The sequence below is a fragment of the Candidatus Cloacimonas sp. genome (assembly GCA_035403355.1).
Taxonomy (GTDB): Bacteria; Cloacimonadota; Cloacimonadia; order Cloacimonadales; family Cloacimonadaceae; genus Cloacimonas.
Genome location: DAONFA010000017.1, coordinates 19,849 through 44,551 on the forward strand (window position 1 = coordinate 19,849; position 24,703 = coordinate 44,551).

The window sequence follows — 24,703 nt, forward strand, 5'->3', positions numbered from 1 at the left end:
TTTACATCATTAAGTTATTATTATTATTGGTAACCGGTTCATTCAGTAAAATCTGATCCCCTTCTTTTAATCCTTCCAATACTTCTACCTGCAATAAATCATTAGTACCAAGTTTAATGGGAGTAACAGTATAATTGGGAATGGGAGCAGTTTTCCCCTTGTTATTGCTATTTGTCTCTTTTGCAGGGCTTTTGGTCTCTTTAACCAGATATACAATATCCTGATTTATATCATTACTGAAAACAGCTCTAATGGGAATAACCAATACATTTTTTCGGGAATCAGCTAAAATAGTTACATTAGCTGTCATCCCGGGTTTAACGATTTTCCCGCTGGCATTAAGATTAATTTCAATGGGAAAAACCTTGGCATTGTTTTCTACAATTGCCTGAGGAGCAATTTTAACTACTTTGCCCTCATAATGTTCATAAGGAAGAGCATCCAAGCTAATTTCCGCTTTCTGATTCAGTTTAAACTTGGAAATATCCACTTCGTTGATGTTACTCTTCACAATCATTTTATTCAAATCGGCAATTTTCATTATCACAGTGCCTTCACCATAACTGGTTAAACTGGATTGAACCATTTCCCCTTCATTAATATTCCGCTCTATAACAACTCCACTGGCAGTAGCATAAACCCGGGTAACTTTTCCTGGAACATCCAGATCCCGAATCATTTCATATTGACTGCTGGCTTGAGCATATTCAATTTCTGCTTCTTTAAGGGCATCTGATGTTTTATTATATTCATCTTGGGAAATATACTGCTTTTGCAACAGGATTGTTTTATCTGCCAAATCCTTCCGGGCATTTGCCAGATTCATTTCTGCCTTTTGCAGCATCGCCTTGGTGTTAAACAAGGTATTTGCCTGATTGTAATCCGGCTCAATATCAGCAATTACTTGTCCCGAAGTAACATAATCATTTTCCCCGGCATAAAACTTAACGATTTTACCGCTTACCTTGGATTTTAACGAAACAACTATTTCCGGTTGCACTTCTCCTGTTATCACTATCCGGGAAGAAATATCTCCCCGCTTTACAGCATATATTTCCGTGTCCGTTTGCTTTGTTGATGCCGGTTGCTTTTTCTTACCGCAGGTTTTAACTGACAATAAAATGAGCAAGATCAGAACCGCAATAACTACTATAATCCACCATTTCTTACGCATAATACCTTTTTCCTGAATGTGTTATTATTTGTAAAACAAAAGTTGGCAAAGGGAATATTGTGTCAACTGAAAAAAGGGCAAGAGAGCAAGAAGTTAAGAAGTAGATAGGAAAAGAGAGCTGAGGGACAAAATAAAATTTCAAGATGAAAGCTTTGCTCCGGTCCTTATCTGGATTTATAAAATTATCTTGTGGATTGTGTTTAAATACCTGTTACAAGGTCATTTCCTTAACGACTCTTTAACGCTCCTTTAACGATACATTTACTTTGCTAAGGAGTCGTTAAAGAAGTTATCAAGAAGCATAAAAGATTTAGCTTGGCAGGGAATAATGAGCCGTGTAAATATAATTATCTGCTGTCAATGTAGTTCAGGAAAGCTGAAATAAAAAGAAAATAGAATTTTGGTTGACTTATATCCTGCTATGAAAAAAAAGGGATTTTACGAAAATTAGTGGTGAGACAATGAACAAGCTTTTTATGCCCGAACTGATTAAGATTGTAGAACAGTTCGAAAACAAAAATGCCTGCCTGCAATATATGGCTAACCTGCTTTCGGAAAGTGGTTGTTTAAGTTTTCCAGACCGTTTTCTGGCTGCAGTAAAAGGAAGAGAAGAAATAATGAGTACCGGTATCGGCAGAGGAATTGCTATCCCTCATGCCAGGGACTTAACTGTTAGTTGTTTACGCATTGCGGTTTGTTTGGTGAAACAGGATTTGGAATTTACCAGTTTAGATAATTCACCTGTCCATCTGGTATTTATGATTGCCGTTCCGCAAAGTTCTAATCAGGACTATATGAAAATATTACGTTCGCTCTCTGAATTTTTAAGGCAGGATGAAAACAGGGAAATATTATTACAAGCCAAAGACGAAAGAGATTTGTATGAAAAAGTTCAAATTCTTGAAGAAAAGTTGCTTCCTGAGCTTGGTGTTTAGCTTTCTTTTGATAATGCCATTATTGGGACAGCATCAGGATGCCGGAACTACCGGTTTTTCCACTTTGAAGATTATTTATTCTGCCAGAGCTAATGGTATGGGACAAGCGATGCTGGGAAGGGCAAAAAACTTTGACGGTATGCAGTTTAATCCTGCTTCAATCCTCAGAGTTCCCAATCAAGGTGTCTCTACTACTTTGGCAGACCATTTTGTTGGTTCCGGAGGCGGTTCTGTCAGCTATTTGGTACCCAAAAACATTTATACTTCTTACGGTTTTTTTCTTAATTACTGGAATTCGGGGTCCATTGATAGAACAGATATAGGTGCTAACGGAGAATTTATTGAGCTTAACGATACTTTTTCCGCTCAGGATATTTTAGCCGGTTTCACTTTGGCGAAATTTGTAAGCCCTGCTTTAGATGCAGGGGGAAGTTTTAAACTTGTTTTAGACCAGATAGACGGTAAATCTGCATCTGCCGCTTTATTAGATTTCGGCATTTTACATCATACTGCCAACGAACGCATAAAAGTAGGCCTGGCAGCCCGAAATTTGGGATTTCAGCTTACTCATTATACCGATAAAAATTTTTCGGAAGGTATTCCTCTTACTTATGGAGCAGGTTTAGGCATTGATGTAGGGAAAAATACTCTGCTGAATATTGATTTAACTAAGGCAAACGGAGAGAATTTTATCGGTAAATTCGGAGTGGAGCAACAAGTTCATCCTTCCCTTGTCCTTAGAGGTGGTTTTAAAACCAATGCGGGTGACTATGCTATGGGAGGAAATTTGGGTTGGAGTTCCGGAATCAGTTTAGGACTGGGTTGGGTTTGGAAAAAAATATCCTTGGATTACGCCGTTGCCTCTTACGGAGATTTGGGTTTAACGAATCAAGTAAGTATCAGATATAATATAGAATAATTACAAGTCAGGATGAATTTGGAAAGCAGCCGTTTTTTATTGGAATTGGGATGTGAAGAGCTCCCGGAAAAGCAAATAGCTATTGCCTGCAATAGCGTTAATTCATCTTTTGCCGATTTTTTGAAGGTTAATAAACTGAGCTGTAAAAACTATACTGTAAGCGGAACTCCACGCCGTATCTTTCTTGATGCTATTGCTGTGGAGGCAAGTCAAAAAGAGGAAGAAATCCTGAAAATCGGACCCGCGGTAAATATCGCTTACGATGCTGAAGGCAAATTAACCCCTGCGGGACAGGGCTTTCTAAAAAAAAATGCAGTGCAGGAAGAAGCAATATTCATTCAGGAAACGGAAAAAGGCAGGTTTCTGGCAGTAAAATATCTGAAACCGGGATTAACAACGGTAGAATTATTACAAAGCTGGATTCCGGCAATGATTTTACAAATACCTTTTGAAAAAAAAATGACCTGGAGTCAGCCGGAATTTACCTTTTCCCGTCCTTTGCGTTGGCTTTTAATTCTTTGGAATGATATACCGTTATCTTTGCCTTTTTTTAATGTCCCTTGCGGGAATATTACTTATGGCAACCGTTTTTTAGGGTTGGAAAAGAGCATCCCTATTAATAAGGCAGAAGAATATCTTCCTGCCTTGCGCGAACATAAAGTTATTGCTGATATTGAAGAACGCAGAACAGAAATAACTAACCAGCTGGCAAATATGTTTCCGGAAGGAGATTATCAGGTTATCCCCAATCGCAATTTGATTGAAACCGTAATGAATTTGGTAGAATTTCCTACTGCCGTAACGGGACAATTTGATAAAAAATATTTGTCACTGCCGGATAAAATAATAATCAGCACTATCAGTCAAGCACAAAAGTATTTTGCCGTGCAAGATAAACAGGGTAATTTAAGCAACCGGTTTGTTTTTATTGCTAACGGAAATCCGGAACACATCCAAATTATCAGGCAAGGCAATGAAAAGGTTGTAAATGCCCGCTTAGCTGATGCTTTGTGGTATTGGAATGAAGATACTAAGCACCCGCTGCAGAATTGGACCCTGCACTTGGATAATGTTATTTTCCAGGCAAAACTGGGAACGATGGCAGAAAAAACAAAGCGTATAATCCACTTGGTAACTGCCTTGGCTGAAGAACTGCAACTAACCGAAACACAAAAAGCAAAAGCTATTCGCTGTGCGGAACTCTGCAAAGCGGATTTAGTTACTAATATGCTGGGAGAAAAGGAATTTACAAAACTCCAGGGATATATCGGCAAACAATATGCTTTAGCTTCCGGAGAAGATGAAGAAGTAGCAGAAGGTATTTATGAACACTATATGCCCCGCAGTGCCAATGATAAACTACCTTCTACAATAGCGGGAACCCTTGTTGCCATTGCAGATAAAATTGATACTGTAGCTGGAATTATCGGAATCGGTATGCTGCCAACCGGTAGTGGCGATCCTTTTGCCTTAAGACGCGCTGCCAATGGAATAGTGCAAATTGTCAGTTTCCGGAAATGGGATTTAGACCTCTTTGCTTTTGCGGATAGAGCTTTGGCATTGATTAACCGACAAACGGAACTGGATATTAATGCTTACCCCAATGTGCATAACTTTTTGGAACAAAGGATTACAGGATTGCTGAAAACAAACGGTATCGCTTATGATGTAATAGATAGCGTTATGCACATTGATAAAAGCCATCTGCACGATTTGGAAAATAGAGCAGAGGCATTAAATGACCTTAAAGGAAAAGATGATTTTATTCATTTGGTAATAGGATTTAAACGGGTAGCCAATATAATTGCCGAAACGAAGGAATTTATTCCTCTGCAGAAGGATAAACTGCTTGAACCGGAAGAAATTAACCTGTATCAATCGCTCCAGGTACTTCATCAGGATATTGATTCCGCTTTACAAAAAAAGGATTATCCCCTGGCTTTGCAAAAACTGATTCAATTCGGTAAAGTGATAGATGATTTCTTCGCTGCCGTGCTGGTAAATTGTGAAGATAAAACTATAAGTGCCAATAGGCATTCCCTGCTGAGGGAAGTGAAAAAAGAATTTTTAAGGGTTGCAGACCTGTCTTTGATCGTTCTGGAAACCGGACAATAGGAATAAGTTATGTTTTTAATAGATGATTTAATGACCAGAGCTAAAGCTACCGGTGGTAGAATTGTGATGCCGGAAGCAACTGATGCTCGTATGCTTAAGGCAGTTGCCAAAATTGAAAAAGAGGGTTTGGCAAAAGTAACTCTGCTGGGAAAAAGAGAAATTATATTACAAACCGCTGAAACATTGCAGATAAAGCTTAATGAGGTTACTATCATTGATCCTGAAACCTCAGATAATATAACTGCTTTTGCTGAAGCATTTTATACAAGAAGAAAAGATAAAGGCGTTACGCTGTCCGAAGCAAGAGAAACTGTTAAAAATCCTCTCTATTTTGGCGCTTCCATGGTTAAACAGGGAATCGTAGATGGAATGGTTGCTGGAGCAGTAAATACTACAGCAGATGTTTTACGCGCAGCTTTACAGGTAATAGGTGTGATGTCTGGATTGAAAACTGTTTCCAGTGCATTTATTATGCCGGCACCCAATTTTAGAGGCGAGGGAAGAATTTTCCTGTTTGCCGATTGTGCCGTTATTCCGAATCCTACTTCAGAACAGCTTGCCGATATAGCAATTAGCACTGCTTTAACCCGTAAAGCAATAATTGGAGATGAACCCAAGGTTGCCTTGCTATCTTTTTCCACTTTAGGTAGCGCTAAACATGAAATGGTAGATAAAGTTACTGCTGCAAAAGCTATTTTGGCTGAACGCAAAGTGGATTTTGATTATGAGGGAGAATTACAGCTGGATTCGGCTATAATTCCTGAAGTGGCAAAACGAAAAGCACCTCAAAGTTCCGTAGCGGGAAATGCCAATATTCTTATTTTCCCTGATTTACAAGCAGGTAATATCGGTTATAAACTGGTGCAATATTTAGGTGATATCAAAGCCATCGGACCTATAATTCAAGGTTTGGCGGCTCCGGTTAGTGATTTATCCCGCGGTTGTTCTGCAGAGGATATTGTTAATACAGTTGCTTTCGTTTTGCTTTTGGCAGAACAACAAAAAAGATTATAAAAAAAGATATATGGGAGGTAAAGATGGCTATCAAGCTATCCAACCGCTGTCGTTTAATTAAGCCCTCGCCAACTTTAAGCTTATCTGCCAAGGCAAAGGAAATGCAAGATGCCGGAATTGATGTTATCAGTTTCAGCGTTGGAGAACCGGATTTTAATACTCCGGATTATATTAAGGCAGCCGCTCATAAAGCTATAGATGCCAATTTTACGCGTTATACCAATAATGCCGGAATTATAGAATTAAGACAGGCAATTTGTGAGAAACTGTTACGCGATAACGGATTGCAATATTCTCCCAAAGAAATTCTGGTTTCCCCGGGAGCAAAAGCATCCATTGTGAATGCGTTAACTGCTGTCTGCGATATTAAGGACCAAGTTTTAATGGCAACTCCCTATTGGGTTAGCTATCCCTATCAGGTTGCCCTGGCAAATGCAGAACCTGTTTATATTCCTACCCGCGAAGAAGATGGGTATAAAATTCTGCCTGCGGAATTAGAAAAAGCAATTACGGAAAATCCCTGTTCCAAAGTTCTAATTATCAATTCTCCCGGCAATCCTACAGGAACAGTTTATACTGAAGCAGAACTTGCCAATATAGCTGAGGTCTGCGTGAAACATAATATCCTGGTTATTTCCGATGAGATTTATGAACGCCTGGTTTATGATGAAGTGAAACATATCTCCATCGCCAGTATAAATGAAGAAATTAAACAGCGCACAATTGTAATCAACGGAGTTTCTAAAGCTTATGCAATGACGGGCTGGCGTCTTGGTTACGCTGCCGGACCCGCAGATATTATTGCAGCCGCAGGAATGGTTCAGGAACATACAACTTCCTGTGTAAATTCTATTACTCAAAGAGCTTGTGTAACTGCTTTAAGAGAAGAGGATGATTCCATAGAGCAAATGCGTCTGGAATTTGCCCGCCGCAGAGATTTCCTCTTTGCGGAATTGCAAAAACTGCCTCACATAACTTGCTTTAAACCTCAGGGCGCTTTTTATATTATGCCGGGAATAAAATGGTATCTGGATAATAATAATCTGAATATTAGAACTTCGGATGATTTCTGTGCTAAATTACTGGACGAGTATTATGTAGCTCTGGTATCAGGTAATTCTTTCGGAATGGAAGGAACCGTGCGTTTTTCTTATGCTAACAGTATAGAAAATATCAAAGAAGGAGTTCAGCGCTTTGCCTCTTTCCTGGCAGAGCTTTCCTCCGGGAGGTAAAATATGGATGATTTCAACGATAAAATGAAAGACCGCTGGCAGGATAAACGAAAGAAGGCATATAACTGGCCCAAACTGATTTTGATGGTGCTTGCTTTAATAGCCATTCTGTATCTGATGAATCATCTGGGAAATACCAAAAATGTGGTAACAAACCCGGCTGCAAGCGTTACCGATACTTTACAGGCAGATACATTACAAATGGAGAAAACACCTTGAGCTTAGTAATAGTTGGTTCTTTAGGATTAGATAATATTTCAACGCCTGCCGGCGAAGTTCAAAATGCCTTAGGCGGTTCTGCAATTTATGGAGCTTTAGCAGCTTCTTTATTTACCAATACATATATTGTAGGAGTAGTAGGTAACGATTTTCCGATTGAGGGTATGAATCTATTACAACAAAAAGGCATAAATCTGGACGGAGTTGAAATAAAAGAAGGCAAAACCTTTCGCTGGAGCGGAAAATATACTACTTGGAACAGAGTGGAAACTATATCTACGGAATTAAATGTTTTTGCCGATTTTTCTCCGCATTTGCCTGAAAGCTGTAAAAGCTGCCATAGTTTACTGCTTGCTAATATTCATCCCGCTTTGCAGTTACAGGTATTAAATCAGGTATCAGGTTATTCTCACCTTGCCTGCGATACGATGAATTTCTGGATAGAACTATGCCCCAAAGAGATAGAAAAGGTTTTAAACAGGGTAGAAATTGTTTTTATGAATGAGGACGAAATTCGGGATTATACCTCAAAACCGGATATCTATTCTGCCGCAAGAGAAGTTCTTGCCGTGGGTCCCAAGTGGGTAATCGTAAAAAGAGGTGAATACGGTTCCGTAGCTATTTCCGCGAATGATCTGTTTTTCGCACCTGCCTATCCGGTTGAAAATGTTAAAGATCCTACCGGAGCAGGAGATAGCTTTGCCGGAGCTTTTATGGGTTATTTAGCAGACCACGATTTGCTAAATCATTCTATTATCAAGGAAGCTATTCTTTATGGAACAGTTATGGCGGCTAAGAATGTCTCCAATTTCAGCATTCAGGGTTTAACGGATATAGCAAAATACGAATTAGATTCCTACAAGGAAAACTTGATTAAATGGACATCCTGAAAAATAGTATGGATTATTGTAACGCCGGAGTTAATATTGCTGCAGGTGAAGCAGCGGTTAAAGCAATTAAAAATAAAGTCCGCTCTACCTATAATACAAATGTTCTAAGTGAAATAGGTAGCTTTGGCGGATTGTATAAAATAGATAAACAAAGCTGGCAAAATCCTGTGCTCGTTTCCAGCACGGATGGCGTGGGCACAAAACTTTTAGTTGCTATAATGGCAAATGAATATCACTCTATTGGGCAAGACCTGGTAAATCACTGTGTAAATGATATCTTAGTCCAAGGGGCTAAACCCCAATTTTTTCTGGATTATATAAGCGTGGGTAAATTGGAACCGGCTATCGTGGAAATAATAATTAAGGGGATGATTGTTGCCTGCAAACAAAATTCTTGTGCTTTGATCGGAGGTGAGATGGCAGAAATGCCCGATCTCTATAAAGACAGGGAATTTGATTTGGCAGGAACGATTGTAGGAATTGTTGAACAGGAACAAATCCTTCCCCGTTCTAAAATTAAACCTGGAGACCAGCTTATCTCTTTGCCCAGCAGTGGATTGCATACAAATGGTTATTCCCTGGCTCGGAAGATTATTTTTACTCAACAAAAACTATCCTTAGAGAGCTACCTGACCGAATGTCAAGCTACAATAGGAGAACTTCTGTTAAGCATTCATCGCAGTTATTTTCCCCTGCTGGAAAGCTATCTGACCAGTCCCGATTTGAAGGGCTTAGCTCACATTACCGGAGGTGGAATTGCCGGTAATTTGAAAAGAATTCTTCCGGAAAATATCGGTGCCCGCATAACTCTTAAAAAAGAGGATATTCCCCCTTTCTTTCACTGGTTGCAACATACTGGAAAGCTTTCCGATGCCACAATGAGAGAAACATTTAATTTGGGAACCGGAATGCTCTGCGTAGTAGAGAACAGCTCTATTGACAAATACTTAACAATAAAGGGAGCAAGATGGGTCGGCGAAATAGTAGCCCGGAACCAGCTAATAGACAAAGTAGAATTTATTTAATGAAGCTTGGACAGGAGTTTTTTAGAAGATGTTTCTCCTTGCCAAAAAGGAAATTTGGATTAAATTATAAAAAAACCTCTTGACTATTTTCTCAATATCAGAAACAAGAGTTTTGATATAGATACTATAGCGGAAGAAAAGTTGCAAGCTGCTTGGGATTTAATAAGAAATAAAGAATAAAACCCGAAAAAAAAGGGAGGTCTTCGATGCGAAGAAATGCATTGATCCTGCTAATAATATTGCTTGTGGTTACAGTATTTTTAGAAGCTGCCACTACAGGAAAACTTGCTGTGCGCGTGCGCGATAATTCAGGCCGTCCATTGGAATTTGTCAATATCGTGGTATCGCAAGGAAATCAGCGTATTACCGGTAGTCAAACAAACGCTAAAGGAACGGCTATCATTATAAATATACCCCCTGGCTTATATACGGTTAAATTTTCCCTAATCGGTTATGACACTGTGGTTTATAGTGATGTTAAAATTATTGTGGATCAAACTACTACTTTAGCCCCCACCTTAAATAAAAGCGGATTTGAAATGAAAGCCGTAACGGTTACCGCTACAGAAGATAAGGTAGATAAAAACCGTATTGGCAGTGCCCGCAACATAGAAATGAATATCATTACCGATGCTGCTGTTTCAGATGTTTCCGATATCGTAGCTCTGCAAGCCGGGGTTACTAATATAGGCGGTGAACTCCATATTCGGGGAGGGCGCACAAATGAAGTTAATTTTACCGTTGATGGAATGAGCGTTTCCGATCCGGTAGATGGCGGAGCCACTTTACAGGTAGATACTGACGCCATTAAAGATATGAAAATTATGACCGGCGGTTTTCCTGCAGAATATGGCAATGCCCAATCGGGTGTTATAAATATCGTTACTAAGGATGGAGACCCTTACTTTTCGGGAAAAGTAGAATATAATACCGACCATCTGATTTGGGAAGGACGCAATTCTGATGTCTTGAAAGTAGCTATCGGGGGTCCTGTAGTCCCTTTTGGTTCGCAAGCATTAAAAGAAAAATTCACCTTTTATTTGAATGGCGCTGGAGAATGGCTGGATGGCAGGTTGAAAGATTACTATATCAGTGACCCCAACAGTGATTTTTCTTTTAACGGCAGGTCTTTAATTGATGCCGACTATCCTGTTTACGATCCTTATGCCGGAAGAGATAATATTTTGGGTATTGATATTGGCAACCGCAATTTCAATTCCTACAATGTAAACCTGAAAACAAAATATGCTATAAAACCGGGACAGGTAACAACTTTTGCTGTTCGGGGTGATAGAAGTTTGAACAATCCCTTCAATGAATATGCAGGTGAAAACAGATGGCGTTATGCATTACAGCATTTTAAGGAAGATGAAACAAATCAGCGCCAGTATATTGGTACTTATGACTATGTAATAAACGATAAAATGAATGTGAAGGTTAAAGCCAGCTATTATCAGAAAGATATTTATGAAGGACCCAAAGGCATAGACCGTGATTCTTATATGTTTATGACTATTGATCCTAATAATATCCCTTCTGATTATGCTCAAAGAGTTGCTTTGGGAGATTATGGTTATTCCAGCATTGATGCTAATGAGGATGGTATTTATGATTATGGCTTTTTACCTTCGGACTACTGGGAATATCGTTTGGAAAGCGTTGTAGAGCCAAGACCAATACCCGGTTATCTTCCTCCCGGAACCCTTTATACCAAATTTATTGATGATAATACAAAAACCATCAGCAGCCGGGCAGATTTTGAATGGCAAATAAATGAAACCCACATGGCAAAGACCGGATTAGAGATTATTAAACATAACATTAAGAAAAATCAATTGGAGAATTTTCTCTCGGTTGACGAAAAACGACGCGTCAAGTATTTAAACAGTATCTACGATATAAAAACCTTTGATTTGGCTAACTATGTTGATGCAAATCAAGATCAATATCTGGATGATGAATATGTTCCTGAGGGTGTGTATGCAATTTATTCTACTGAAACAGTTCCTACTTCCGTATCGGATTTAGTGCCTGTATATAAACCCCAGGATTATTATGCTGCAGCAAAAGCAGCTGCCGGAAAGCGGGACGGTTATAAAGCTGAACCCTGGCAAATGGCATATTATTTGCAGGATCAGATGGAATGGGAAGGAATGATCGTGAATGCCGGCTTGCGTTTTGATTTATGGTATTTAGGGACAAAATATTATGTGGCTCAGGATGACGGTAGCTATGATTTACGCGAATTTGATAAAAGTGATCTGTGGCAATTGATGATTTCTCCGCGGTTAGGTGTTTCGCATCCTATCACGGATAAAGATGTGCTGCGTTTCGCTTATAACTATCAGAATCAATTGCCTCAAATGAAATATATATTTACCAGTAAAACCCCTGAAGATGCTTATGGTGCGGAATCAACAATCAGTGTAGGTAATCCCAATTTGGAACCGCAAATAACGGTTACTTACGAAGTAGGGTTTTCCCACCAGATAAGTGATGATTATGTTCTGGATTTGACTGCCTATTACAAAAACTTGTATAACTATGTAAATACAAAGAAAGAACGCGATGAAATTGAACAAACGGTTTACTGGTATAAATATTACTCCGATGATTATGGCTCTGCCCGGGGAATTGATATGCAGATTGAAAAATTACTCTCCAATTTCAATACCTGGTCTTTTGCTTATTCTTTGGCTTGGGCACAAGGTAACAGCTCTGCAACGATTATTCAGGATGAAACAACTAATCTGCGGGAATTTCCTTTGGATTGGGATGTAAGGCATAACATCAGTGCCAGTTATACATTCCGAATTGCACCTGGAGAAGAGTATTTTATTCCTTTTACAGATTTCATTCTACCTTTGGATGATATTAGTTTCAATATCAATTGGTCTTATGCCTCCGGAACCCCCTATACTCCTCAAAATCCTGATTCAGGCCACGATTTGGATACTAACAGCAAAAGAATGGATAGCACTCAACAAACGAATCTGAAGATAACCAAAGGTTTTATCCTGTCTAATAAAATGAATATTAAGATTTTTGCAGAAGTAGAAAACCTGTTTAAAAATAAGAATGTGATAGATGTTTACCAAAAGACGGGATCTTATTGGTGGAATGGTGATCAAATAGAAGAAACGAACCTTCCGGGTTATGTTTATCCCGAGGTCTATTATACTCACTATCTTGCCAGTGATAATCCACTATTTTATAATGATTTCCGGGGAGTGACCCTCGGTATTTCATTTAACTTCTAAATTATTCCAAGGAGGAATTAATAAAAATGAGAAAATTCATCGGAACAATGCTGCTGATAGTGATGATGACCTTTTTCTGTGCAAGTATTGCTTATGCACAGGAAAGCGCTGCTACTGCTAACAAAGGTGGTGGCTTACAGAATTTTGCAGAGCTGGTATTTGGCAGCGGATTAGTAAAATGGTTCAAAGATGGTGGCTGGGCTATGTGGCCAGTTCTCTTCCTGGCAGTATATGGTTTAGCATATATTATCTGGAAGTTTATTGCCCTGCTCAATGGTAAAATAAACTTAAATGCTTTCCTTAATAAGGTTGTTCCCTTAATTAAAGAGAAGAAATTTGATGAAGCAAGACAAATTGCCAAGAATACAAGAGGACCTGTAGCTGCCATTATTTATGCTGGTCTGGAAAAAGTTGATAAAGGGCTTGGTGCCGTGAATGAGGCAATTGAGAATGCTTCAATGATAGAAATGAGTTATCTGGAAAAGGGATTCATTGAATTATCATCTTCCATAACTTTAGCTCCAATGTTAGGATTTTTAGGAACCGTTGCGGGAATGATTACTGCTTTTGATTCCATTGCTGCTGCCAGAGCAGTTGATGCTACCATTGTGGCTACAGGTATCAAAATTGCTTTAATCACTACAGAAGCCGGATTGATTGTAGCTATTCCGGTGCAGTTTTTTAATAATGTCTTTATGACGATGGTAGATGGTTTAATAATAGATATGCAGAGAGCTTCAGAGAAATTAACTGAAGTTTTATCTGAAAGCTTAGGTATCGCAAGATGAAAATCTCCCGGAAGAGGAAATATAAGGCAACAATACCAACTTCCTCCACTGGTGATATTGCCTTTTTGCTAATCATCTTCTTTATGTCCACTACCAGGTTTGATATAAAAGAAGGTATAAAACTGGTTCTACCTCAAGCAGCTGAAGCACAGGAAGGAAAAACTCAAACCCTTACTCTAACCGAAAAAGAAATGACTCGTTTCCAGATTCTTCCCGATGGCAAAATCGCTATTAATAGAGAGGAGCCCAGAGATATAGCCAATGAAGAATTGGATGTGATTATTCAGAAGAAAGTAAATATCAATCCCGATATGATCTTCAAGGTTATAACCGATAGAGAATCAAAATACAACGATATGATTAGAGTAATTGATCGCCTTAAAGCTGCTAAGATAGAAAAGATTTCTCTATCCACAAGTTAGGAGATATTATGGCTAAATTTAGTGGAAAAAAAAGACGCGATGTTGCCATTCCGCAAGCATCCACTTCCGATATTGCCTTCCTCCTGTTGCTGTTTTTTATGGTAACTACGGTTTTTGTGCAGGAAAAAAAGTTTTGGGTAGAACGCGACCGTTGGCCCTTAGCAGAAAGTATTGAACGCATTCCGCGTAATCATACCAGCACTATCTATATTATGCGGGATGAAACAATTCTTCTGGATGATATACCTACCCGCATTGAGAGCTCTGAAGATGTTTTCGTTTCTCAAACTCTTATCAGGAAAAAAGCGGAAGATTCGGAACTGATTGTTTGTTTTAGAACCGACCGCGATACAAAATATGGAGTAATTTCAGATGTAATCCGACAACTTCAGGATGCTAACGCTCTTGTAGTTGCCTTTGAATCTCAACCGTTACTGAAGAAATAAAGGGGGATACAATGAAGACACAGAATCAGGACTGGAAAGATATTGCCAATGCTCAATTCAGTAAGGCACTGGCTTTAGCCCTCACTCTGCTTATTTTTGGTATTATGGTAACGCCGAAAGTGGAAGTCCGTAAACAGGTCTTTCAGAACCAGCAAGTGGAAGTTGTTGATCTTCCTGTAGAAGAAAGACAGCGGATTGAAGCACCTCAAACAGAAGTTGATGTTAATGTTACATTCCAGATAAGCGATGTATTGGGAACCGAGGAAGTTGATATGGCAGCTTTCCAGGAAGCCCTGTCCCAAATTGGCAATATTTATAGTACAACTGCACCAGTTCAACAACAAGAGGATGAAACACCTGTCAATTTTGTACCTTATGATGATGCCCCGGTAGTTATCGGAAAAATTGAACCTGTCTATCCTGAATTTGCCAAAAGAAATAAATTACAGGGAACAGTTATTCTGGAAGTGGAAGTATTGAAAGACGGCAGCATTCGGGAGATAAGAGTCCGTCGGGGTATTGGAGGTGGTTTGGATGAAGCAGCTATTGAAGCAGTTCGGAAAGTAAAATTTCAACCCGGAAAAAGCAGTGGTCAACCCGTGGACTGTATGGTCATTATTCCGGTAGAATTTAAAATTCAATAATTTTGGAGTGTTTAATGAAGTTTTATAAAATAGGAATCTGCCTTTGCCTGTTGCTAATCTTTGCTTCAAGCACAGCTTATGCAGCAATGGCAGAACCCTCAACGGGAACAAAAAAACTGGATTTAACCAAATATCACAATGTGGGAAATATCTGGTTACGAGTTAGTAACTATGGATTCTTCGGCTCCGGAGATGACATTGTTCCTCAATATCCTTCTCTGGAATATCCAGGCGGCAGCGGTGTTGACTATTTATACCAGGGAGCTTTGTGGTTCGGAGCCAAAAAACTGCGTCGGGACAAATTTAATAAACCCTTATACTGGTTAGTTTACCCTCCATCCGAGATTCAAGATACGATCATCACAGCAGATGATCCTCGCTGGAATCCATCTAAATCCGCAGTATTGGATACTTTAGTAAGTGTAGGTTTTGACGGGGACTGGGATTTATACGAATTCTTGCCCGCCTATAATCCTTTGCTGGTTTCCAATTTGGCGCAAACTGATAACTATGCTTTATATAATAATCAGGATGGTATTAGTTATGCTACAACCAGAAAACAAAAGCGTGGTGTGGATGATGATGGTGATGGTAGAATTGATGAGGATGGTGCCGGTTTCACCTTTCCTTTTAGAGTTAGCTCGGAATTACCAACGCAATTCAGTGAAGATTTCGGAGGCCAGTTTTTAGCTGATGTTCCAGCAGGTGCTTTTACTATCCTGGATGATCCCGCCAATGCCGAAATCTGGTTTCCTTTAGGATTTATGGATTTATCATACAGAAGTACATATTCCAACTATGCTTTTTCCGCACCTTATGATGATGACGGCGATGGCAGATTAGATGAAGACGGGGCTCCCGTTTCCGAACAGGACTACATTTCATTTTACTATGATTACTGTCCTTTTGGAACATCTGGAGAAAGGGACTATGGAACACACTCCGGATCGAGCAAGCATTTTCCGTTAAATATTAGAGTGCGCCAGATGAGCTATCAGTGGAGTTATGAATATATTAAAAACCTGGTATATATTGAATTTGACATTACCAATATGAACCCTTTGGATTCTCTTTATGATTGTGCTATGGGTATTTATATGGATAGTGATGTTGGTCCTCAAACCTGGGGTGCCGATAAAGCATCCGATGATAAATCCGGCTATGTTAAAGGAACAGGTTATGAATTTGCCTATACTTATGATGCCGATTTTGATAACGGACTTTCCCCTGGAATTGTAGGAGCACGTGTTTGTACCCCGGATCCGGAACAGTTGCAATTTCATTGCTGGTATTGGAAAGTAGGAGAAGGACCTTACGATGGAGATCCTCGTAAAATTCCGAAACCGAACGAGACCTCCAATGAAAAATATTGGTTGCTTACCGGGCGCAATCCGAAACCCTCATCAACTACTTATACTGCCCTGCGTCCAGAACAGGAAGATGTAACTGAATGGGAACAACCGACTCCTAATGACACCCGTTTCCTGTTCTCCTTTTATGGCGCGCAACCTGGCACTGCTGAATACAATGAATTGGATACCAATGGAAACTATTACAAGCGGTGGAATTTGGCTCCTTATAAAACGATGAAAATAGTGGTGGCAGTTTTCCCCGGTAATAATAAGGAAGACCTGAAAGCAACTGCCAGCAGAGCCAAAGAAATTTATGGTGAGGCACAAAACCTGATAACTGTTACTCTCCCTGATACTTTTCCTCATTACAGTCCTTATGTGCCACCCGACATTCCTGGAATGTATGCAGAACTTGTAAATAATGGAGACCGCTTGGATGTTTATTGGGATAATCGCAGCGAATTTTCTTATGACTCTAAAACTGCAAGTACTTCAATAATTGGCTGGCAAAATCCCCAAAGTTCTTATTTAATTTCCGGGCTTGATAGTGATCCTACACCCTATATAGCTAATAACTGGGCAGATATACCGGTGGAATACAGACCGGATATGTCTTTACCTTCAGATAAAATCTGGAATATGAATGCCCTGATTAATCCTTATACCGCTTCTCGTTTACGCAGGGATTTTCAAGGTTATACATTATGGGGTAGAAGCGGTAGCGGTAATCAGGAAGATTGGGAAATGATTCACCGGTGGGATAAGGTTGAAACAGCACAGGATCATAGCGATTATACAATCAACAGTTCATTTCCCACTTATTTTATTAATTTTGGCGGATATTTAGGCATTGATACGGGCTTGCCGAATAAAAATGAGTGGGATGCAGATGTATCTGAGTATCATAAATTTTACCGCTATGATGATAACTACATCCTGGTTCCCAATGGTGACGATTTTTACGGTTGGCCTATTTATGAACCAAATCCTGTAATTAATGGAACTCCGCTAAACGATATAACGGATTGGCGGACAATTCAAAATTACGCCAATTCTATTACCGGACCTGATGCTGCAACTACAAAACTTTTACAAGCACGGATATTCAAGCATAGTGCTATACCCGATAATGTTTTCTATGCTCTATACGAGCCCAAACTAATACCTTTAGAAGGATTTGCTATTCCTGCTCCAACCGGTGAAGGAAATACAGTGCCCGATACTTTAGCCCTAAGTAAACTAAGAAAAGAAAGATTAGCCAGGCGCTATTACTACTCCAATATTATGTATCCTCGCAAAGGTATTGAATATTATGTTGCTTTAACTGCTTTTGACCGGGGAATTCCATCCAAAAATCTGGACTATCTGGAAAGCGGAAGGGATGCTGATTCCAATATGAAAGTATTCTTCCCGGGCACTTTAGCCAGAGATAATATGGATAATATTATGGTTATCCCCAATCCTTATATTGGTAGAAGCAGCTTTGACGGACGCAGAGAAAATGACGAAAAGGGAGATAAGAGCCGCCGTTTGTGGTTTATCAATCTTCCCAAGCGTTGCACTATCCGGATTTATACTTTAGCCGGAGATCTTGTGCAGACCTTAGAACATAATGGAGCTCAGGAAAATGATATTATAACTATCTCTAAAGCTGCCACAACAGGTATTGCAGCTGATGGAATGCATTCCTGGGATTTACTAACTAAAAACAGACAGATAACAGCTCCCGGTGTATATCTGTTTTCTGTGGAAAACAAAGCTGACGGTAAAAACAAAGTCGGTAAGTTTGTTATAATCAAATGAGGGAGGAACTGTGAAGAAAATACTTATAATTACCTTGGCAATTGCCTTAGCCGGTTTACCCCTGTTTATTGCTGCCAAGCCGTTTGGTAAAAGTGGAACGGTAGCTTTGCAGTTTCTCAAGCTGGGTGTGGATGCTCGTGCAATTGGTATGGCAGAAGCATATACAGCCGTAACAGATGATATTTCTTCAGTTTACTGGAATCCTGCCGGGTTAGCACCTGCTTTTGAAAATCAGGTCTTTGTCTCCCATACCAATTGGCCTGCGGACATTATGCACGAATTTGGCGCTGCCACATATACTAATGGAGTTTATACTGTTGCCTTATATGGAAGTGTCCTCCATATGGATGATATGGATAAAACAGAAGAAGAAGCATTTGGACCCACGGGTGAAAAATTTACCTGCAGTGATATGGCTTTCGGAGTAGATTTCGCTCAGCAGTTTACTAACAAATTTTCTGCCGGAGTAGGAATTAAATATCTGCGGGAAACCTTATATGATTACAGTGTAAATAGCTATGCAGTTGACCTCGGTTCTATGTATAATACTGGGTGGAAAAATATTAAAATTGGAATGGCAATGCGCAATTTCGGTCCTGATATCCGCTATCGGGTTGATGATGATGAAGATGGTAGAGACGATGAAGACCCCTTTGATTTGTTTGATAACGATGGTGATGGTTCCATAGATGAAGATGGGATTGAACTGGATAGCAAAATTCCTTTAAGTTTCTCTTTAGGAGTTAGTGGAGACCTGATGCGGGAAGGAAGTAACCACTGGATTGCATCTCTTCAAATGGATAATGTAATAGACCGATTAGAAACCTGGAACCTGGGAACAGAGTATAAATTGGGAAATCTGTTTTTACGGGGTGGTTACCAATTTAACTATGATACTAATGGTTTTTCTGCAGGAGTTGGCTGGCAGGTTACAACTTCCTTTGGTATCTTTAATATAGATTATGCCTATACCGATATGGGCGATTTAACTGAGTCCTTTATTAAAAGTGCTCATCGTGTCTCTATTAAAATGAAATATTAAAAGAATCACAAATGATTCAGGAGGAAATAATGAAAAAAATCCTATTCACAACACTATGTTTGACCCTGCTTGTTGGTATTGTTTTTGCGCAGGAAATGATTCCCGCTACCAACAAGAAGGCGATGGAGAATCCACCCTGTAAACCTTTTATTTCTGCAAACCGAACAGTACCGGAATATTCTTTTACTGTTCCTCCAACTGCTTTAATGACCTCCTATTATGATTATATGATAGGAAGTTATAACGGTTTGCCTCTTCGTGTTATACCTTCAAATATTTATGGAGGAAAATATTTCCTAACCTATCATGGTAAAAGAAATGCCACTGGAACACGCCGCGTTTTTTATGCCTATCTTGCTGAAGACGGTAGTATCATTAGCAATAACGAAATTACCCCAGAAGCAAATAACGAAGGATATCCCACCGTGGCTGTTGATCCTGTTTCCGGAAAACCAATTTATGCCTGGCATGCTAATACCGATGCTGATACTCAAATGGAAGTGCAGCTTGCTTCCGACGCCTATTTTGAGGGCTTAGCAGGAATGTTTACTATCATCACTCTGATTGATAATCCTACCACTATTTCTACTTCTCCGACTGAAAGCACTTCTGATAATGAATTTATATGGCCCACCGCGCAAATAGGTCCTTCTCCCAATGCTGGGATGAGAAGGGTTTATGTGATTGCCAGAAATTCCGTTACGCATACTTACGGTCCTTCCGAAAATCCTTATATTGCCTGGGCTGATTTTAATGGTGACCTAATAGAACAAGGCATTTCGCTTGATTGGAATTATACTTCCATACCTGAAATGAATCAATGGAATGTAGATGAAGAATGGAGAAGACCTTTCCATTCCATTATTACCGATGATTCAGGCAATGTTTATTACGCCGGCTATCATTTTGCTACTGAATCCGATGGCACCACAGATATTCCTGAGCCGGATTTGGATGTGTTTAAATGTGGAAATTATGGAGAGGGAACCTGGGTGCGGATTAGCGATTGGAGCAAATTAGCTTCCTGGAATCCCAATACCAGCCCCACAGATACAACTGGAACCTTTACCGTCTCCGGATCTAATGAACCTTATGGAGATAACGAAATATATTGGACATTAATGAATTCCAGTCACTTGAATGCTACAATTGATGATATCGGACGCATTCACTATCCCGGTGTTTGGGGATTAAATAATTGTGACGGTTATTATTATCCTAATTTTCAATATACTAAAGAAGTTATCTTTGATCCTGCCCTTCCGGAAGGTTCTCAGTTCAAAGTTAATGAAATATGGCCTCAAAAAGACCCCGAAAACGATCATGACGAATATTATCAGCCCTGGGATAATGTCCCGCCTTGGGGAGAAGAAGAATATGAACAAGACCCGGACACTGGGGAATGGTATCTTTCCTATAATCTTAGCTGGGATTTTCCCTATTGGGATCAGAGTGCCCATGGTGATGCTATGTTCTTCCATTGCAGCAATATGAAAGTTACTGAAGGCAATGGCGAAGGTATGTTAGCAATGGTCTGGCAAAACTGTGCCCGTGCTAAAGCTATTAATGCCGATGGCGATACAGATTATACTGCCTGGGCAAATACTCCTGAAATTTGGATTTCTGTTTCTTCCGATAACGGAACTAACTGGAGTGAACCCATTTCCTTAAATAATATTGAAACCCCTGCATTTGCCGGTATTAAACCTATGTGGGTTTACCCGGCAGATAAAGTAACCTATGTTGGTGAAAGTAATGGCCAAAAAGTTGGAAAACTTGGCATTATGTTCTACGACGATTTTACTTGGGGTGCTTTTGTTATCAGCCCTGGAGTTGGCGCTACCAATGATGGTGGAAGAGTAATGTTTACAGAATTAGAAATCGTTTTTCCTCCCAATGCCGGAGAGGATCCTTCTGTAAGCCCTGTTACCAAAATCCTCAATCAGAATTATCCCAATCCTTTCAATCCTGAAACCACAATCACTTTTGATATGCCCAAAGCAGCACATGCTAATCTCTCCATTTATAATGTTAAAGGACAGTTAGTTAAGACCCTTTATAACGATACAGCAGCTTTCGGTAAAAATACAGTGGTCTGGACAGGTCTTGATAACAATGGAAATAATGTATCCAGCGGACTCTATTTCTATCGCCTGACTACCAATGGCAAAGTGGAAACCCGCAAGATGATGTTAATGAAATAGGAACTATTACTTAAACAATGATAATGCAAAACCCCGGATTTTGTTCCGGGGTTTTTTTATCTGGAAGAACAATGCATCCAGCGGTTCCACAAATCCCGGAAGAACAATGTCCTCGTCGTTCAAGCACAAGAAGGGGTTGACCAGGAGGTCAACCATCCGATTTTGCCCGTAGGGGCTTTTTGTTCAGGAAGAACGACGTCCTCGTCGTTCCACAAATCCCGGAAGAACCATCAACCTTCTAAACATTCTAAACATTTAAATTCCCTGTAACTTACATTGCGGACAGGAAACGACGAGGACGTCGTTTATTCCGGAAAATTTTCCGCGGGGTTGACGAGGACGTCAACCTTCCGGATGAAGGGTGCCTCCGTCGGTTCATAAATCCCGGAAGAACGACGTCCTCGTCGTTCATAAGAACCATCAACCTTCTAAACCTTCTAAACCCTCTAAACCTTCTAAACCTAACTTTCCTTTTATGTCTTTTCAATAAGAAATGTATATGAATTCGTATAATCCTGTAAATCCGGATTGCAAATATGCAGGTATCAACTTTGTTTTTTCAAAAGCAGCCACATAAAAAACGGGCAGCCGATAAACGCCGTTATAATTCCTACAGGCAATTCTATAGCCAGCAATTGTTTCGCCACCAGATCACAGGCAAGTAAAAAAATACCTCCCGACAGCAATGATAGCAGATATATTTTTTTTTGTCCGGAGGGTACAAAATAGCGAACTATGTGAGATATTATCAATCCTACGAAACCGATTATTCCAGCGTAAGACACACTAATTCCAATTACTATGGATGTGAGGATAAAAATCTGTCTTCTTAACGCTAAAACATTGATCCCTAAGCTGGCGGCATAGAGATCTCCCCCGCTTAAAATATCAATAGCCGTAGATTTAAAATAAAGATAGATGAGAATAGCGAATGAAACTACCAGCAGAATTAGAAAAAAGACCCATTCACTGCTCGTAAAAATATGCCCCAAATTTCCCATCAGAGTTCCCAATATCAAAGCTGTATCCTTTTGGTAAAGATACATAATCAGCGAAATACCGGCAGAAAAAAACATCCCGGCAATCACCCCGGCAATTAGTAACCGGCTTTTATCAAATCTCCCTTTTTGATGTGCCAGTTTCCACACCAGGAGCATTGTAAAACAAGCACCAATAAAACCACCCAAGGGCATTAAAACAACCAAACCGGAAATACCGAGCAAAATACTGCCAAAAGCCGAGCCCGAAGAAATACCCAAAATATATGGTTCGGCTAATGGATTGGCAAGCATCAGCTGATAGATGGAACCAATGCCGGCTAAAGCCATACCGGTGAAAAGAGTTAATAAAAGGCGCGGAATTCTAACCTGGATGATAATATTTTTATTGGGTTCCCCTACGGTTAGATATATCGCAATAACGCCCAGTCCGATCAGCAACCAGAGAATAAGAATTACCTTTTTTTTCATTGTTCATTCTGCCAGGAAGCAAATATATTTGCCAAGACCTTCATCCCTTCTACACAGCGCGGAGTGGCACGTTGAATTATATCAGGATTGATATCCCGCTCAAAATATATCCTCCGGTTTTTAATTGCCGGTATATTTTGCCAGCCCTTGCGGTTAATAATATTTTCCAGGGTATCCTGCGAATAACAGATCATAATATCCGGATTAGCGGATATTACGGCTTCGGGATTAACTCTGGCATAATCACGTTCCAGGGTAGGAAAAATATTATCACCACCGGCAGTTTCTATCAATTCTCCTATAAAAGAGGCATCAGATACGCTCATCAAGGGATTGCGATAAATTTCCAGATAGACCTTAGGGTGAGCTTTTCCCCGGGAATTTTGTTTTATGGCTTCCAGTTCTCGGCTTAACCGGCTCACCAAATTCATTGCTTCATCTTTTCTATCCAGCAAAATTCCTATTCTTTCAATAGCTGCCAGCATTTCACTAATGCTTTCCGGATAAATCACTTCCACCTGAAATCCCAAATTTCTAAGGTCTGAAGCCATTCCTTCCTGCTCTAAAGAACTGCAAAAAATATATTTCGGATTTAGTGCTAAGATACTTTCAAGGTTAATTTTACTGAAAGAACCAACCACTTTTTTATCCTTCAGGGAAGGAGGATAATTGCATTCTGCCGTAATCCCCGTAATTTCATCTTCGGCATCAAGGGCACAAATAATTTCTGCAATTTCGGGAGAAAGAACCACAATTCCCTGCTTTTGTTTCTTATCCGTTTGCTTGCAGGCAAAAACAAACGCCATTACGATGAGCACAGATAATATTAATGTCTTCTTCACTTATTCTATCCTGTTATCTTTTTCTTGCGTTATTTATGGCTGAAATAAAGGGTAATTACCTTCCCTTACAGGGAAAATTTGCTTTCCTTCCACCCCGCTGTAAGCGAACTCTATCTATTTCTTAAGCAGATAGTTGCCTCTTTTTTTTCAGCAGTATCAGCAATGTTCTTCGTTACCCGGGAAAAACATCTTATCCCGTTTCTGTGTTGCAATCAAAGTTAAAATTTAACTCCTCTTAGGAAATACCGCTAATGCCGGAAAAACAAGGGTCTCCCCAATCCGGAAACGAGATTATACCTTAGTAAGGATTAAGCTCTGGCTGTCAAGAAAAATGACTTTCCTTTCTTTTTTTAAGTCCTTTCTTTAAACTTTACCGCAGGGCATATCATTCCCGTATCGTGCCCGTATCGTTCCCGTATCGTTCTCGTATCGGATAACGGAATTAGACGAGAATTTTATTACCGCTATAATGGAAAGAAGAAAGCGAAAGCAATTCCAATTTCCACTGAAAAAACGCCAAAGATGCTTGTTTTACGCTGATTTGATGTTCGCCCGGAATAAACCCGGGAAAGTTTTATATATAAACAAAACAAGGCATTCAAAAGCAAACCGGAAGGCAAAATTATTGCTTGGTAAACGGGTGTATAGAACTTTAAGATAGCATACCAATGGTTTACAGCAAAGCGGAATCCTGCAGCCAATATGCTATATAGCATTGTTTTAGTTAGAGTATCCTGTTTCTGAATTTGAAGGCATTCCCACAAAAAAACGATGTGGATAAGTCATAACATACTGTTGTATAGTTAGATATATGGTGTAAATGTCCAAAGTATTAATTTTGTTATTCAGTGAAAAAATGGATTTTCCCTCAAAAATTTTCGTAAACAAAATTGGCAATCGAGAATTTT

The 24,703-nt window shown here is 39.6% G+C and carries 20 protein-coding genes; 16 read left to right on the forward strand and 4 right to left on the reverse strand.

Going from position 1 to position 24,703, the window contains the following annotated elements; translation table 11 throughout:
- Position 1: 1 nt before the first annotated feature.
- Positions 2-1,174, reverse strand: a complete 1,173-nt coding sequence (locus PLE33_05445; protein HPS60688.1) for an efflux RND transporter periplasmic adaptor subunit — start codon at positions 1,172-1,174, stop codon at positions 2-4.
- A gap of 461 nt (positions 1,175-1,635) precedes the next feature.
- Here PLE33_05445 and PLE33_05450 point away from each other — a divergent pair, with 461 nt between their 5' ends.
- The 16 genes from PLE33_05450 to PLE33_05525 all read left to right on the forward strand — a co-directional run bounded on the left by PLE33_05450 (position 1,636) and on the right by PLE33_05525 (position 21,484).
- A complete protein-coding gene (locus PLE33_05450) occupies positions 1,636-2,109 on the forward strand; it encodes a PTS sugar transporter subunit IIA (GenBank protein ID HPS60689.1) in 474 nt (157 codons plus the stop codon).
- The gene (locus tag PLE33_05455; protein ID HPS60690.1) at positions 2,057-3,028 is read left to right on the forward strand and encodes a PorV/PorQ family protein; all 972 of its coding nucleotides are present in this window, start codon (positions 2,057-2,059) and stop codon (positions 3,026-3,028) included. Before PLE33_05450 ends, PLE33_05455 begins: the two co-directional genes overlap by 53 nt.
- A gap of 12 nt (positions 3,029-3,040) precedes the next feature.
- A complete protein-coding gene (glyS, locus tag PLE33_05460; protein ID HPS60691.1) occupies positions 3,041-5,143 on the forward strand; it encodes a glycine--tRNA ligase subunit beta in 2,103 nt (700 codons plus the stop codon).
- A gap of 9 nt (positions 5,144-5,152) precedes the next feature.
- Positions 5,153-6,157, forward strand: a complete 1,005-nt coding sequence (pta, locus tag PLE33_05465; GenBank protein HPS60692.1) for a phosphate acetyltransferase — start codon at positions 5,153-5,155, stop codon at positions 6,155-6,157.
- Between the two features lie 23 nt (positions 6,158-6,180).
- Positions 6,181-7,389, forward strand: a complete 1,209-nt coding sequence (locus PLE33_05470) for a pyridoxal phosphate-dependent aminotransferase (protein HPS60693.1) — start codon at positions 6,181-6,183, stop codon at positions 7,387-7,389.
- 3 nt (positions 7,390-7,392) lie between these two features.
- A complete protein-coding gene (locus tag PLE33_05475) occupies positions 7,393-7,608 on the forward strand; it encodes a hypothetical protein (protein ID HPS60694.1) in 216 nt (71 codons plus the stop codon).
- Entirely contained in the window at positions 7,605-8,498 is an 894-nt protein-coding gene (locus tag PLE33_05480; protein HPS60695.1) for a PfkB family carbohydrate kinase, read from the forward strand. The genes PLE33_05475 and PLE33_05480 overlap by 4 nt, the downstream gene beginning before the upstream one ends.
- Positions 8,486-9,523, forward strand: coding sequence for a phosphoribosylformylglycinamidine cyclo-ligase (gene purM, locus PLE33_05485; GenBank protein HPS60696.1), 1,038 nt, complete (start codon positions 8,486-8,488; stop codon positions 9,521-9,523). The genes PLE33_05480 and purM overlap by 13 nt, the downstream gene beginning before the upstream one ends.
- 245 nt (positions 9,524-9,768) lie before the next feature.
- Positions 9,769-12,783 (forward strand): carboxypeptidase regulatory-like domain-containing protein, encoded by a 3,015-nt coding sequence (locus PLE33_05490; protein HPS60697.1) that lies wholly within the window; start codon positions 9,769-9,771, stop codon positions 12,781-12,783.
- Positions 12,784-12,809: 26 nt separating this feature from the next.
- Entirely contained in the window at positions 12,810-13,571 is a 762-nt protein-coding gene (locus tag PLE33_05495) for a MotA/TolQ/ExbB proton channel family protein (protein ID HPS60698.1), read from the forward strand.
- Positions 13,568-13,993 (forward strand): biopolymer transporter ExbD, encoded by a 426-nt coding sequence (locus tag PLE33_05500; protein HPS60699.1) that lies wholly within the window; start codon positions 13,568-13,570, stop codon positions 13,991-13,993. Before PLE33_05495 ends, PLE33_05500 begins: the two co-directional genes overlap by 4 nt.
- Positions 13,994-14,001: 8 nt before the next feature.
- Positions 14,002-14,439 carry a biopolymer transporter ExbD gene (locus PLE33_05505; GenBank protein ID HPS60700.1) on the forward strand — a complete coding sequence of 146 codons (438 nt, stop codon included), beginning with the start codon at positions 14,002-14,004 and terminating at the stop codon, positions 14,437-14,439.
- A gap of 11 nt (positions 14,440-14,450) precedes the next feature.
- On the forward strand, positions 14,451-15,083 hold the full coding sequence (locus PLE33_05510) for an energy transducer TonB (GenBank protein ID HPS60701.1): 633 nt from the start codon (positions 14,451-14,453) through the stop codon (positions 15,081-15,083).
- Between the two features lie 14 nt (positions 15,084-15,097).
- Complete coding sequence (locus tag PLE33_05515; protein HPS60702.1) at positions 15,098-18,238, forward strand: hypothetical protein; 3,141 nt, start codon at positions 15,098-15,100, stop codon at positions 18,236-18,238.
- A 10-nt stretch (positions 18,239-18,248) separates the two neighbouring features.
- Entirely contained in the window at positions 18,249-19,280 is a 1,032-nt protein-coding gene (locus PLE33_05520; protein HPS60703.1) for a PorV/PorQ family protein, read from the forward strand.
- Between the two features lie 29 nt (positions 19,281-19,309).
- Positions 19,310-21,484 (forward strand): T9SS type A sorting domain-containing protein, encoded by a 2,175-nt coding sequence (locus PLE33_05525; protein HPS60704.1) that lies wholly within the window; start codon positions 19,310-19,312, stop codon positions 21,482-21,484.
- A 545-nt stretch (positions 21,485-22,029) separates the two neighbouring features.
- Here PLE33_05525 and PLE33_05530 read toward each other — a convergent pair.
- The 3 genes from PLE33_05530 to PLE33_05540 all read right to left on the reverse strand — a co-directional run bounded on the left by PLE33_05530 (position 22,030) and on the right by PLE33_05540 (position 24,511).
- On the reverse strand, positions 22,030-22,953 hold the full coding sequence (locus tag PLE33_05530; GenBank protein ID HPS60705.1) for an iron ABC transporter permease: 924 nt from the start codon (positions 22,951-22,953) through the stop codon (positions 22,030-22,032).
- Positions 22,950-23,795, reverse strand: a complete 846-nt coding sequence (locus tag PLE33_05535) for a helical backbone metal receptor (GenBank protein ID HPS60706.1) — start codon at positions 23,793-23,795, stop codon at positions 22,950-22,952. The genes PLE33_05530 and PLE33_05535 overlap by 4 nt, the downstream gene beginning before the upstream one ends.
- Positions 23,796-24,259: 464 nt before the next feature.
- Positions 24,260-24,511 carry a hypothetical protein gene (locus PLE33_05540; GenBank protein ID HPS60707.1) on the reverse strand — a complete coding sequence of 84 codons (252 nt, stop codon included), beginning with the start codon at positions 24,509-24,511 and terminating at the stop codon, positions 24,260-24,262.
- Positions 24,512-24,703 lie beyond the last annotated feature (192 nt).

Coding starts and splice junctions, on each gene's coding strand:
- PLE33_05445 (HPS60688.1), bottom strand. CDS start 1,174: ATGCGTAAGAAATGGTGGATTATAGTAGTTATTGCGGTTCTGATCTTG.
- PLE33_05450 (HPS60689.1), top strand. CDS start 1,636: ATGAACAAGCTTTTTATGCCCGAACTGATTAAGATTGTAGAACAGTTC.
- PLE33_05455 (HPS60690.1), top strand. CDS start 2,057: ATGAAAAAGTTCAAATTCTTGAAGAAAAGTTGCTTCCTGAGCTTGGTG.
- glyS (HPS60691.1), top strand. CDS start 3,041: ATGAATTTGGAAAGCAGCCGTTTTTTATTGGAATTGGGATGTGAAGAG.
- pta (HPS60692.1), top strand. CDS start 5,153: ATGTTTTTAATAGATGATTTAATGACCAGAGCTAAAGCTACCGGTGGT.
- PLE33_05470 (HPS60693.1), top strand. CDS start 6,181: ATGGCTATCAAGCTATCCAACCGCTGTCGTTTAATTAAGCCCTCGCCA.
- PLE33_05475 (HPS60694.1), top strand. CDS start 7,393: ATGGATGATTTCAACGATAAAATGAAAGACCGCTGGCAGGATAAACGA.
- purM (HPS60696.1), top strand. CDS start 8,486: ATGGACATCCTGAAAAATAGTATGGATTATTGTAACGCCGGAGTTAAT.
- PLE33_05495 (HPS60698.1), top strand. CDS start 12,810: ATGAGAAAATTCATCGGAACAATGCTGCTGATAGTGATGATGACCTTT.
- PLE33_05500 (HPS60699.1), top strand. CDS start 13,568: ATGAAAATCTCCCGGAAGAGGAAATATAAGGCAACAATACCAACTTCC.
- PLE33_05505 (HPS60700.1), top strand. CDS start 14,002: ATGGCTAAATTTAGTGGAAAAAAAAGACGCGATGTTGCCATTCCGCAA.
- PLE33_05510 (HPS60701.1), top strand. CDS start 14,451: ATGAAGACACAGAATCAGGACTGGAAAGATATTGCCAATGCTCAATTC.
- PLE33_05515 (HPS60702.1), top strand. CDS start 15,098: ATGAAGTTTTATAAAATAGGAATCTGCCTTTGCCTGTTGCTAATCTTT.
- PLE33_05525 (HPS60704.1), top strand. CDS start 19,310: ATGAAAAAAATCCTATTCACAACACTATGTTTGACCCTGCTTGTTGGT.
- PLE33_05530 (HPS60705.1), bottom strand. CDS start 22,953: ATGAAAAAAAAGGTAATTCTTATTCTCTGGTTGCTGATCGGACTGGGC.
- PLE33_05540 (HPS60707.1), bottom strand. CDS start 24,511: ATGCTATATAGCATATTGGCTGCAGGATTCCGCTTTGCTGTAAACCAT.